Annotated in this window: 16 protein-coding genes; 6 read left to right on the forward strand and 10 right to left on the reverse strand. The window is 56.8% G+C overall.

Annotated features, from left to right (window positions below; translation table 11 throughout):
* Positions 1-7: 7 nt before the first annotated feature.
* The 6 genes from F3J41_RS19430 to pmbA form a co-directional block, all read right to left on the reverse strand.
* The gene (locus F3J41_RS19430; RefSeq protein ID WP_021509725.1) at positions 8-784 is read right to left on the reverse strand and encodes a DUF4311 domain-containing protein; all 777 of its coding nucleotides are present in this window, start codon (positions 782-784) and stop codon (positions 8-10) included.
* Positions 785-809: 25 nt separating this feature from the next.
* On the reverse strand, positions 810-1106 hold the full coding sequence (locus F3J41_RS19435; RefSeq protein WP_021509726.1) for a DUF4312 family protein: 297 nt from the start codon (positions 1104-1106) through the stop codon (positions 810-812).
* Between the two features lie 2 nt (positions 1107-1108).
* Positions 1109-1465, reverse strand: coding sequence for an SFCGS family glycine-rich protein (locus F3J41_RS19440; RefSeq protein ID WP_021509727.1), 357 nt, complete (start codon positions 1463-1465; stop codon positions 1109-1111).
* 19 nt (positions 1466-1484) lie between these two features.
* Complete coding sequence (locus tag F3J41_RS19445; protein WP_010617110.1) at positions 1485-1823, reverse strand: glycine dehydrogenase; 339 nt, start codon at positions 1821-1823, stop codon at positions 1485-1487.
* 263 nt (positions 1824-2086) lie between these two features.
* A complete protein-coding gene (gene cybC, locus F3J41_RS19450) occupies positions 2087-2473 on the reverse strand; it encodes a cytochrome b562 (protein WP_021509728.1) in 387 nt (128 codons plus the stop codon).
* 72 nt (positions 2474-2545) lie between these two features.
* Positions 2546-3886: a metalloprotease PmbA gene (pmbA, locus tag F3J41_RS19455; RefSeq protein ID WP_058771332.1), complete on the reverse strand. Its 1341-nt coding sequence runs from the start codon at positions 3884-3886 to the stop codon at positions 2546-2548.
* A gap of 115 nt (positions 3887-4001) precedes the next feature.
* Here pmbA and yjgA point away from each other — a divergent pair, with 115 nt between their 5' ends.
* On the forward strand, positions 4002-4544 hold the full coding sequence (yjgA, locus tag F3J41_RS19460; RefSeq protein WP_058759857.1) for a ribosome biogenesis factor YjgA: 543 nt from the start codon (positions 4002-4004) through the stop codon (positions 4542-4544).
* 226 nt (positions 4545-4770) lie between these two features.
* Here yjgA and mpl read toward each other — a convergent pair whose 3' ends face one another.
* Positions 4771-6126 carry a UDP-N-acetylmuramate:L-alanyl-gamma-D-glutamyl-meso-diaminopimelate ligase gene (mpl, locus tag F3J41_RS19465; RefSeq protein WP_166712150.1) on the reverse strand — a complete coding sequence of 452 codons (1356 nt, stop codon included), beginning with the start codon at positions 6124-6126 and terminating at the stop codon, positions 4771-4773.
* Between the two features lie 168 nt (positions 6127-6294).
* On the opposite strand from mpl, the gene fbp reads away from it, so the two are divergent.
* On the forward strand, positions 6295-7302 hold the full coding sequence (gene fbp, locus F3J41_RS19470) for a class 1 fructose-bisphosphatase (protein ID WP_021509731.1): 1008 nt from the start codon (positions 6295-6297) through the stop codon (positions 7300-7302).
* Positions 7303-7478: 176 nt separating this feature from the next.
* Here the strand turns inward: fbp and F3J41_RS19475 are convergent, their stop codons facing one another.
* Positions 7479-7769, reverse strand: a complete 291-nt coding sequence (locus F3J41_RS19475; RefSeq protein ID WP_168715054.1) for a helix-turn-helix transcriptional regulator — start codon at positions 7767-7769, stop codon at positions 7479-7481.
* A 64-nt stretch (positions 7770-7833) separates the two neighbouring features.
* Between F3J41_RS19475 and F3J41_RS19480 the strand changes: the two genes are divergently transcribed.
* Positions 7834-8124, forward strand: coding sequence for a helix-turn-helix domain-containing protein (locus tag F3J41_RS19480; RefSeq protein ID WP_021509733.1), 291 nt, complete (start codon positions 7834-7836; stop codon positions 8122-8124).
* A 97-nt stretch (positions 8125-8221) separates the two neighbouring features.
* Here the strand turns inward: F3J41_RS19480 and F3J41_RS19485 are convergent, their stop codons facing one another.
* On the reverse strand, positions 8222-9781 hold the full coding sequence (locus F3J41_RS19485) for a methyl-accepting chemotaxis protein (RefSeq protein WP_166712186.1): 1560 nt from the start codon (positions 9779-9781) through the stop codon (positions 8222-8224).
* A gap of 172 nt (positions 9782-9953) precedes the next feature.
* Between F3J41_RS19485 and F3J41_RS19490 the strand changes: the two genes are divergently transcribed.
* The 3 genes from F3J41_RS19490 (at position 9954) to ppa (ending at position 11515) form a co-directional block, all read left to right on the forward strand.
* On the forward strand, positions 9954-10367 hold the full coding sequence (locus F3J41_RS19490; protein ID WP_127834636.1) for a lysozyme inhibitor LprI family protein: 414 nt from the start codon (positions 9954-9956) through the stop codon (positions 10365-10367).
* Between the two features lie 67 nt (positions 10368-10434).
* Entirely contained in the window at positions 10435-10884 is a 450-nt protein-coding gene (locus tag F3J41_RS19495) for a DUF441 domain-containing protein (RefSeq protein ID WP_021509736.1), read from the forward strand.
* Between the two features lie 100 nt (positions 10885-10984).
* Complete coding sequence (ppa, locus tag F3J41_RS19500; RefSeq protein WP_021509737.1) at positions 10985-11515, forward strand: inorganic diphosphatase; 531 nt, start codon at positions 10985-10987, stop codon at positions 11513-11515.
* Between the two features lie 80 nt (positions 11516-11595).
* Here ppa and F3J41_RS19505 read toward each other — a convergent pair whose 3' ends face one another.
* Positions 11596-11949 (reverse strand): gamma-glutamylcyclotransferase, encoded by a 354-nt coding sequence (locus tag F3J41_RS19505; protein WP_031280151.1) that lies wholly within the window; start codon positions 11947-11949, stop codon positions 11596-11598.
* Position 11950 lies beyond the last annotated feature (1 nt).

An 11950-nucleotide genomic window follows, 5' to 3' on the forward strand; every position in this document is an offset into this window, starting at 1 on the left:
AGGCTCCTTATTTGCCGCTCAGGCTGTTGTGGATCATGTCGAGCCAGCCAGGGATGCCGAGCTGGAAGGATTGCAGCAGTTTCACATCGAAGCCACGGAAGAAGCCGCTCAGCACAAACAGCAGGACAATCGCAGCCATCATCACTTTGGTGACTTTGTTCCAGCCGCTCTCTTCCACGCCTTTACCGATCAGAATGCCCAGCACCAGACCCGGCACGGCGTTACCCATGATCAACTGCGCCAGACCACCAAAAATGGTTGCCCAGAAGCCCGATTTCTTACCGGCATCTATCGCCGCCAGCCAGAAGATCACCGGCATCACCGTGTTCACCAGCAGATTCGCCGCCGGCACCAGCACTTTTACCGCAGTCACCTGCAGCGCAGCCGGTACGGCAGAAGCGGTACTGTTCAGGAACGCCACCACGATCATGCCGATGATGCCGCAGGCAATCGCCATGCGTTTCGGGTTATGCAGCGTTTCCGCGACGTTGCGGTTCTTTACCATCAGTGCGGCCGCGCCCCAGTTCGGCAGAATGCGGTGATCCACATCCTGCGTGAAGGAGCCCGCGGCAACGGAGGATGCCCAGGCGTTAAAGAAGAAGCCGAGACCAAAGGAGAAGTGCGAAGCCGGATCGCCCTCGCAGGAGTTGAGCTCGCCCAGCGTACGGAAGGCACCCATCCCCTGCGTGACAGGCGCGTGGAACATGCGCGCCGCGCCCGCTCCAACGCCCACGCCGACTAATCCACCTATGATCAACGACTTAAACAAAATGATTAAAAACATAATGTTACCCTTGTTGTCGTTATTCTTACGTTGCTGTGAAGGTCACGCTCTCGGTGTCGATCACAGTGACGCTGACGGTAATTTCCAGCTCCACGCTGTAATTCCGCCGTTCACGCGCGAGGAAGAAGAACAGAAATTTCTCCTTCCGCACGCTCTCCTGCGCGCGCAGCACCCGCACATCGAGCGGTTCAATGCGCAACAGAATTTTCTGGCTGGTGCGCAGCACCTGCTGCTGCACCTTGCTGAGCGCATCGGCGAAGGCTTTTGCTTTGCTGTCGCCTTTGCCCTGCACCGTGACCTGCGTCTCATACTGTTGTTTCATGCTTAGCTGCCGTGTTTTTTATTCCAGGCCTGAACCAGACGCTCACCCAGCTCTTCTTTATCCATGAAGCCAAAACCGAGCACGGTGGCGCCTTCGTTGATGGCGGTTACCCCTTCGTCAACCGAACGCATGCCGTGTTTGGCTTTGTAGCCGTACTTGTTCTGCGCGGTGATGGCACCGGCACCGCCGCTGCCGCAGAAGGAGATGCCGAAATCAGCGTTTTCCGCCTTCATCACATCGCCCAGTTTCATATCCGCCGCCACGCCCGGCACCACTACTGCCCGGCCGCCGGCTTTTTCCACGCCAGCTGCCACTTTCTGTCCTTTACCCAGACGATCGCCAATCACTACCGTTACCATATTCCGTTCCTCTCTCAATTCATGCTTCGTTCGATTTCGCCACTTCGATATGCACCGACAGCAGCCAGGCTTCTTCGACAGGCAAATTGCCAAACAGATCCACCACCTGCTGCGCCAGCGCCATGGTCTCAGGCGAGATGTCCTCAAACAGTTCGGCTTCGACGTCCGGCAGCGCCTCTCCGGTGAGAGAGCGAGCCGCCATGGCGCGGACATGTGAGGCCAGCATTTGCTGTTGCACCGCATTGGCTGCAATGTGGTGCGCGGCATACAGCGCCGCGATTTGATTCATCACCTTATCCGCCAGCGCCTGGATTGCCTCCGGCGTGCTCGGTTTCAGCGGGACAGCATCACTCCTCACCTTGTTACTCCTGTTTACAGCGGACAATGTCAGATAATTCGCGTTGAGAAGAAATTACGCTGTCTGCCTGGGAGTGTGGAGACGCAACATTTCCACCTCAAAGTGGAAATCCCACGGGCGACTGTGCGCCAGATCGCACGATGCACGAACTATGCGAGTTCGCTCACGAAATGCATGAAATGAGGTAAAAAGCGGGATAAAAACGGTGGAATGACGCGAGGCCGCGGCAGGAATAAGGCCAGCCTGCAGGCTGGCCCGGTTTATCAACGGAATTTCTTATGGTTGGCGTTACGGATGTCTTCCAGTTTCTTCGCTTCGGTTTTCGCCTCGTCCAGCTTGTTAGCCTGCGCCAGCTGGTCGACAACGTCGATCTGGGCAATCAGTGAGTCCAGACCGGCGTGGTAATCCTTGATCTGTGCGCTGTCAGCGCCCTGACCTTCCAGTTTTTCCGGCGTGGATTTTTTTGCATCCTGCGCAGCGGCACGCATCTTGCCCAGTGCAGCGTGCATTTCCTGCGCGTCAGAGGTTTTCTTCACGACACTCAGCCCGTCTTTCAGGGTATCCATATCCTGCTCCAGGTCAGCCGCGAACAGGCTGGCTGAAGAGAACAGCAACGACAAAGACAACATAGCAATCACATGCTTACGCATAACGTTTTCCTTTAATTATTATCAGGCGAAAAAAAAGCAGCCGCTGTGGGCTGCTTTCATCAAGCGATGTCTTTATTGTCCGGCGATTTTCATCTCCGGCAGCAGCACCGATCCGCATTGTATATTGCTGCGCGTTTCAATGTCGTTACCGACCGTTACCATATTGAGCCACATATCTTTGAGGTTGCCCGCAATTGTGATCTCGCTCACAGGGTATTGAATTTCACCGTTTTCAACCCAGAAGCCAGCCGCACCGCGTGAGTAGTCGCCGGTCATGGCGCTGACGCTGGAACCCATCATCTCGGTAACGATCAAACCGCGCCCCATCTGCTTCACCAGATCGTCAAAGCTGTGGCCCTGACCGGCGATGCGCCAGTTATGAATGCCGCCCGCGTGGCCGGTGCTTTGCAGGCCAAGCTTACGCGCCGAATAGCTGGTCAGCAGCCAGTTCTGCAGCACGCCATCTTTCACGATTTCGCGCGCTTCGGTGCGTACGCCTTCGCTGTCGAACGGCGTCGAGGCCAGCCCTTTCAGCAGGTGCGGCTTCTCTTCAATCGTCAGCCACGACGGCAGAATCTGCTGGCCCAGCGCGTCGAGCAGGAAGGTGGATTTGCGGTAAACGCTGCTGCCGCTGATCATGCCCACCAGATGGCCGAACAGGCCAGTGGCCACTTCCGGCGCAAACAGCACCGGCGCTTTCATGGTCGGCAGCTTACGTGGCGAAAGACGTGACAGCACGCGGCGCGCGCACTCCGCGCCCACCCAGTCGGCGCTTTGCAGATCGCCCATCGCGCGGCCGATGGTGTAGGCGTAGTCGCGCTCCATGTCACCGTTGTGCTCGGCAATGACGCAGCTCGACAGCGAATGCCGGCTCGAGCAGTAGCTCTGCAGCATGCCGTGGCTGTTACCAAAGACTTTGATGCCGACGTGGCTGTTAAAGCTGCCACCTTCAGTATTGGTGATGCGCTTATCAGCCTGCAGCGCGGCCTGCTCGGCCTGCGCGGCCAGCTCAATGGCGCGATCGGCGTCGATCTCCCACGGGTGATAGAGATCGAGATCCGGCGCCTCGAACGCCAGCAGATCGCGCTCGGCCGGCGCAGCACAGGGATCGGGCGAGGTGTAGCGCGCGATATCGATCGCCGCCTGCACGGTGCGTTTAATCGCGTCCGGGCTGAGATCGGTCGAGGAAGCACTGCCTTTGCGGTTTTGGTGATAGACGGTGATGCCAAGCGCGCCATCGCTGTTGAATTCGACGTTTTCCACTTCGCCGTAGCGGGTACTGACACCGATTCCGGTGGTTTTGGTGACCGCCACTTCTGCTCCGTCGGTGCTGGCTTGCGCCAGTTCCAGCGCCTGCGCGACAGCCTGTTCCAACACTTTACGTTGTTCTGCAACCTGAGTAGATACGTTCATCGACCTGCCGTCTAATCTTAAGTATGAATTTATTGAGTCTATCAGACTCAGAGAACAATTTCGCAGTCGCCCGATAAACTGGTAGGATTAGCCTCTTTTTTTAGGGAGCCAACAGATGACGAAGCAGCCCGAAGACTGGCTCGACGATGTGCCGGATAATCAGGAAGAAGAAGACGAAGAGATTATCTGGGTCAGTAAAAGTGAAATTAAACGCGACGCCGAGGAGCTGAAACGCCTGGGCGCCGAGTTAGTGGATTTAGGGAAAAACTCCCTGGATAAGATCCCGCTTGATGAACAGCTGCGTGACGCCATTGAACTGGCGCAGCGCATTAAGAAGGAAGGCCGCCGCCGCCAGCTGCAGCTGATTGGTAAAATGCTGCGTCAGCGCGACGAAGAGCCAATCCGCCTGGCGCTGGATAAGCTGAAGAACCGCCACAACCAGCAGGTTGCGCTGTTCCATAAGCTGGAGCAGCTGCGCGATCGGCTGATTGAACAGGGTGATGACGCGGTGGCGGAAGTGCTGAATCTCTATCCGCACGCCGACCGTCAGCAGCTGCGCAGTATGATCCGCAACGCGCAGAAAGAGAAAGCCGCCAGTAAGCCGCCAAAAGCCGCCCGCCAGATTTTCCAGTACCTGCGCGAGCTGGCTGAAGCGTAAGTCCGCTGCGGACGGTTGCCCTGCCCTCACCCTAACCCTCTCCCGCAGGCGGGAGAGGGAATCTAAAGCGCAGTGCTGAGGTAGCTGAAGCAGAGTGCTGAGGTAGCTGAGGACGAGCGCTGGATGTGACGTCCGCACCGGGCGGCCCCTTCTCCCGCTTGCGGGAGAAGGCTGGGATGAGGGTAGCCCCCTTATCTGCCAGAGGCCGGCCTGAACCGGCCACGCATTACTTACCTAACCGCTCCAGCAGTTTCTGATGAATCCCGCCAAAGCCGCCGTTGCTCATCACCAGAATCGAATCACCCGGCTGCGCCGCTTTAGCCACCATCTCCACCAGCGTATCAATGTCCGCGCTCCAGTGCGCCGGCTGAATGCAGGCTTCCGCAACGTCCGCGACCTGCCACGGAATGTGGTGCGGCTGGAACAGGAATACCTCATCGGCACGCCCTAACGAAGGGGCCAGTTCGTTCTTGCTCACACCCATCTTCATGGTATTAGAGCGCGGCTCAAGCACCGCCAGAATGCGTGCGGTACCGCCGACTTTACTGCGCAGCGCCGCCAGCGTAGCGAGAATCGCCGTTGGGTGATGGGCAAAATCGTCATACACCTTAATCGCGTTCACTTCGCCGCGTAGCTCGAGGCGACGACGCGCGTTAATGAAGCTGTTCAGCGCCTCACCGGCATCGCACGGCTTCACGCCAACGTGACGTGCGGCGGCAATCGCCATCAGGCCGTTGTGCATGTTGTGTTCGCCGACCAGCGCCCAGTTCACTTCCGCCACTTTCTCACCGTCGAGCCAGGCTTCCCAGCGCGAGGCATCCGGCACCAGCTTCTTCGCCTGCCAGCGGCCGTTATCGCCCACGCTCTCCTGCTCGCTCCAGCAGCCCATCGCCATCACCTGCTTAATGTTGTGATCGTGTTCCGGCAGCAGGATCTTGCCCTGACCCGGCACGATGCGCACCAGATGGTGGAACTGCTTCTGGATCGCCCGCAGATCGTCGAAGATGTCGGCATGATCGAACTCAAGATTGTTGAGGATCAGGGTGCGCGGGCAGTAATGTACAAACTTGGAACGCTTGTCGAAAAACGCGCAGTCGTACTCATCCGCCTCGATGACGAAGAATGGACTTTTTCCTAATTTTGCCGATACGTCGAAGTTACCCGGCACCCCACCAATAATAAAGCCCGGTTCCAGGCCGCAGGCCTCGAGAATCCACGCTGCCATGCCGGCTGTGGTGGTTTTGCCATGGGTACCGGCCACCGCCAGCACCCAGCGATCGCGCAGCACGAAATCATGCAGCCATTGCGGTCCGGAGAGGTAAGGAATGTTGCGTTCCAGCACCGCTTCCACGCACGGGTTGCCGCGCGTCATGGCGTTGCCGATGATCACCAGGTCCGGTGCCGGCTCCAGCTGCGAGGCGTCGTAACCTTCAGTTAATTCAATGCCTTGCTGTTGCAGCAGCGTGCTCATCGGCGGATAGACATTGGCATCTGAACCGGTCACTTCGTGTCCGAGCGAGCGGGCCAGCATCGCCAGTCCGCCCATAAAAGTGCCACAAATCCCAAGGATGTGAATGCGCATAAAAAGATCCATTACTCAAAAGTTCGGCGCACAGTGTAACGCCGAGTCCGGAGGGAAGAAACGGATTAGGACTATGGTTTTTGAAGTTCAATCGGCTAAACTGCGTACGCATACGTTGGTAGCTTGTTACAGCTGCTGCCACTCCATCGTAGATTCAGGGAATGTGTTATGAAAACGTTAGGCGAATTCATCGTCGAGAAGCAACACGACTTTCCTCACGCCACAGGTGAACTGACGGCGCTGATTTCCTCCATCAAGCTGGGCGCAAAAATCATCCACCGCGACATCAACAAAGCGGGTCTGGTGGATATTCTCGGGGCCAGCGGCGTAGAGAACGTGCAGGGTGAGCAGCAGATGAAGCTGGATCTGTTCGCTAACGAAAAGCTGAAAGCGGCACTGAAGGCGCGCGGTGTGGTCGCGGGGATTGCTTCCGAAGAAGAAGATGAGTTTGTCATCTTTGAAGGTTCGGAGAACGGTAAGTACGTAGTATTGATGGACCCGCTGGATGGTTCTTCGAACATCGACGTTAACGTTTCCGTCGGCACCATTTTCTCGATTTATCATCGTATTAGTGAGCCAGGCACGCCAATCACTGAAGCCGATTTCATGCAACCAGGCCACAAGCAGGTTGCCGCAGGTTACGTAGTGTACGGTTCCTCAACCATGATGGTGTACACCACCGGCGTGGGCGTTCATGCCTTTACTTACGATCCGTCGCTCGGCGTGTTCTGCCTGAGCCACGAACGCATGACCTTCCCGGAAAAAGGCTACACCTACTCGATTAACGAAGGGAACTACATCCGCTTCCCGCAGGGCGTGAAAAAGTACCTGAAGTTCTGCCAGGAAGAAGATGTTTCAACGAAGCGCCCTTACACCTCGCGCTACATCGGTTCGCTGGTGGCGGATTTCCACCGCAACCTGCTGAAAGGCGGCATTTATCTCTATCCCAGCACCGCCAGCCACCCGAAAGGCAAGCTGCGCCTGCTGTATGAGTGCAACCCGATGGCCTTCCTCGCCGAACAGGCGGGCGGTAAAGCCAGCGACGGTAAAAACCGTATCCTCGATATTCAGCCGGAAACGCTGCACCAGCGCTGCCCGTTCTTCTGCGGTAATGATGCGATGGTCGACGACGTTGAACGCTTTATGCGTGAGTTCCCGGACGAACATCAGGCGTAAGTAAGCGGGCATTTAAAATGCCTGCGTGTGATGCCTGTCAGTAAATGATTTTCGGTCGCCATTAATGGCGACCCTACAGGTCGATGGCACGGTTTATGTTGGGTGCGCATTTATGCGCACCGGCATACAGAGATTAATTGCAATTTAATCGGCACTACGCCGTTGCCCAGGCTTACTTATTTTTTATTTCTGATTCTTGCCTGTCGATTAATTAATTCACCATTCTCCGCATAATAACGACTCGGCCAGATCTCAGCCGGCGAAATACCAATTGCTTCGGCAATAATTAATTCCCCTTTCGGCCACGGACGCGCCAGCGCATTGGCTAACGTGGTGGAACATAATCCCGCCTGTCGGGATAACGCCGCCATTGAGGTTCCCTTTTTACGCAGCGCCGCAATGATATCGGCCGGATGCCAGTCTGACTTCGCATTATTCACGCAACTCTCCTTAGTTCGCTTATCCATTCCCGTAACGATACTACGTTACTCGTAGTATCTGACAAGCGCTAAATCTACGATTCTCGTAGTCATGAAACCGACCTCCTCGCTGCAAGACACTTTTTGTCGACGCCTGAAACAAGCGCGTCTGGCGAAAGGTTTGTCGCAGAAAGGATTGGGTATTGCCGCAGGGATTGAAGAGTTTTCTGCCAGCGCGCGTATTAATCGCTATGAACTGGGCGTGCATAAACCGGACTTATTAACGCTGCAATTACTGGCGCAGGTGCTGGAAGTGCCGGCAGCCTATTTTCTGGCGGAAGATGATCGGCTGGCCGCAATGATTCTGGCATTTCCCGCCGGTCTGAACAGCGGTGCACCATAAGACGCACCGCGTAAATTACCGCGTTATCTTCTCCCGCGTCGCCATCCATCAGGGCGAACGCAGGCAACGTTACCGGTCATCCCTGACCCCACCCTGATTATGCTGTCGCCACGCGGAACTGTGCCATGGATGCCTGCAACTGCTGCGACTGCGCTTCCAGCGACTGCGTAGCGGCGCTGGCCTGTTCCACCAGCGCGGCGTTTTGCTGTGCGGCTTCATCCATCTGCGTCACCGCCTGATTGACCTGTTCAATACCGCGGCTCTGCTCTTCCGAGGCGATGGAGATCTCCTTCATCAGCGCGGTGACCCGCATCACTTCGCTGGAGATCTCATCCATGGTTTCGCCGGCGCGCGTGGCCATGTCGCTGCCCTCTTTGACCCGCGTCTGAGATTCGCTGATCAACTCACGAATCTCTTTAGCGGCGCTGGCGCTGCGCCCGGCCAGGGTGCGCACTTCGTTGGCAACCACGGCAAAACCGCGCCCCTGCTCACCGGCACGCGCCGCTTCCACCGAGGCGTTGAGCGCCAGGATGTTGGTCTGGAACGCTATACCGTCGATCACGCTGAGAATATCGGCGATCCGATCGGAGCTGTGGGTGATTTCACGCATCTTCTCCATTACGTAGCACACCACTTCCGCGCCGCGGTCGGCGGTATCGGACACGCTACTGGCCAGCTGATTGGCCTGCTGCGCGTTACTGGCGTTAAGCCGGACGGTAGCCGTGAGCTGCTCCATGCTGGCGGCAGTCTGCTCCAGCGAGGCCGCCGACTCTTCCGTGCGCTGCGACAGATGCACCGTGCCCGCGGACAGCTCGCGGCTGCCGACGTCAATCTGCAGGCTGGCTTCACGCACCTGGCTGACCGAGTTGCGCAGCGCCAGCTGCATTCCCGTCAGCGCCTGGTTCAGGCGGCCGATTTCATTATTGGCCGCTGCCGGCAGCGGCTGCGACAGATCGCCGGCTGCAATTTGCTCCAGATGCTGGATCGCCCCGTCCAGCGGACGCAGTAGCGCGCGGCGCAGCAGCAGCCAGGCCAGTGCAATCAGTAACAGGGTCAGCGCGACGGCGACGCCAATCATGATCTTCATCTGCAGTTCATTGTGCGCCGCTGCCGCCAGACGTGCGGCAGAGACTTCGTCGGCATACAGACTGAAGTCGTTCACTGCCTTCGAATAGTTAGCCGACAGCTGCGACAGGTTGCCTTCCAGCACCTGGTAATACTCATCGGTATACTGCTTTTGCAGCGCATCCATCATGGGTGCCATGGCGCCTTTCTGATACGCGCTGAACGCGGCCGCGACCGCATCGGCGAGACTTTTGCCCTGCGCGGTAACGGTACCGGCATCAATAAACGCGGTCAGATGGCGTTGCGAGCTGGCGACATCCGCCTGCGCCTGTTTGGTAACGGTCGCGCCCTCGTCCAGCAGGCCGATTTCAATTTTGCGCACCGCCAGCGCGGCGCTGGCGCGGGCACGCATCAGATCGGCGTTGCTCTGATACAGGCTGTTAAGTTCAATGCCCTGAATACGGTTGATGGCGTCAAGTGACTGGTTGCCGGAATTGATGGCGTAGATGCCCATACCGCTCACTGCCAGCAGCAGCAGCGTCATAAAGGCCAGAAGAGAGAGTAAAGCCGTGCGTATAGATAGCTGTGTGATCATGATAATTCCCGTGCGCTTTAAAAAAGGGAGAATCCAGTAGCCCTAAAACGGAGAGATTATCGGCAGTGACCGGGGGAAACTTTATCCTTCATTGATGGTCAACCTGATTACGATCATCTACGCTTCAGATTTCCTGAAGTTCGTAGCGCTAAAAGCAAGGAATGTAACGATGAAAAAATGGCTTCCGCTTGCCTGTCTGTTCGCGTCCAGCGTGGCAATGGCACAGCAAAACCCTATCGATCAGCAGCTCAATCAATGCCTGAATAAAGAGTCCAGCACCGCCGGCATGTCGCAGTGCTACAGCTCGGCCAATAAGGCGTGGGACAAAGAGATGAATGCGCAATATAGCCAGCTGATGAAGAAATTAACCGGTGAGCCCAAAGACAAACTGCGCAATGCGCAGCGCGCCTGGCTGGCGTATCGCGATAGCTGGACCGAGGCCAGCCGCAGCTATTTCCTCAGCAGTCAGGGCTCCATGGCGGCGCTGTCAGTGGGCGCGCAGGGCGTCAGTCTGGTGCGCAACCAGGCGCTGATGCTGCAATCAATCAACAAAGGCAGTTGCGCCAATCCCGATGATTGTTGATAAATGGGGGCGTTAAACACGCTTAGCGCTGGCCACGGTCAGCGCGCCCATTATTCACGGAGAAACCATGGCTGCCTACGCCTCGACCCTCATTCTTATCTGCCTCGCCATCCTGAGCTACTTCGTCCACAACAGCGCCGTTACCATTTCGATTCTCATCCTGCTGGTGATTAAGCTCACGCCGCTGGCACAGTTCTTTCCCTACGTCGAAAAGCAAGGCATCCAGATTGGTATCATTATTCTCACCGTGGCCGTCATGGCACCGCTGGCAAGCGGCACGCTGCCGGCCTCGTCGCTGCTGAAATCCTTTGCTAACTGGCAATCCATTGTGGCGATTATCGTTGGCGTATTTGTTGCCTGGCTCGGCGGTCGCGGCGTCAGTTTAATGAGCGTGCAGCCGTCGGTGATTGGCGGGTTGCTGATTGGCACGGTGATTGGTGTGGCGTTCTTTCGCGGCGTGCCGGTCGGGCCGCTAATCGCCGCAGGGATTGTGTCGCTGTTTGTCACCACGAAGTAGCCTGCTGGACCATTCCGAAACGCCAAAAAGGGGGCATACTTTCAGAGTCAGTTGGCTATAATAGCCGTCACTCAACTTACGACTAATGAAGGAAAGCCAGATGAGTTTGAACCAGGTGCCTGCAGGTAAAGATCTGCCAGAAGATATCTATGTCGTCATCGAGATCCCGGCCAACGCCGATCCGATCAAATATGAAGTGGACAAAGAGTCTGGCGCCCTGTTTGTAGACCGTTTCATGTCTACCGCCATGTTCTATCCGTGCAACTACGGTTACATCAACCACACGCTGTCTCTGGATGGTGACCCGGTTGACGTACTGGTGCCAACCCCGTATCCGCTGCAGCCAGGTTCAGTGATCCGCTGCCGTCCAGTGGGCGTGCTGAAGATGACCGACGAATCAGGTGAAGATGCCAAACTGGTAGCGGTTCCGCACACCAAGCTGAGCAAAGAGTACGATCACATTAAAGATGTGAACGACCTGCCAGAACTGCTGAAAGCGCAGATCACCCACTTCTTCGAGCACTACAAAGATCTGGAAAAAGGCAAATGGGTGAAGGTTGACGGCTGGGACAACGCGGAAGCGGCTAAAGCTGAAATCATCTCCTCTTTCGAGCGCGCACAGAAGAAGTAAGTTTTCTGTCAGCGCTGTCGCATCGCTATGTATGGCGATCGGCAGATAAAAAAACACCGCCCACTGGGCGGTGTTTTTATTTACGCTTCTGCGGCGTCATCGCGCCGTAACCAGTCGCCACTCGCGATGCGGGTGCGACCGGCAATCGAACGCTGATACACGTACAGCCAGGCGCTGCCGTAGGGCGTCTGGATCAGCTGGCGCTTATACTCGCCGTTCTTGCTGCGCAAGGCATCCAGCTCGCCGAGGGTGCTGGCGTCGATGCGATACACTTCGCAGTACACCGTGCCGTCCCCCTCAACCACGCCCGGATAGTGACCGAGATTGTAGAGCGCAAACCCTTCAATCTGATGGTCGCCGAGCCATTGCGCATTGGTCATCCAATGACTATTTCCCTGTTTGCGCCGTAAACTGCCGTAGACAATTATTCGCATT

Source organism: Pantoea sp. Ap-870 (assembly GCF_011752515.1).
In the GTDB taxonomy this organism is placed as follows: Bacteria; Pseudomonadota; Gammaproteobacteria; order Enterobacterales; family Enterobacteriaceae; genus Pantoea; species Pantoea dispersa.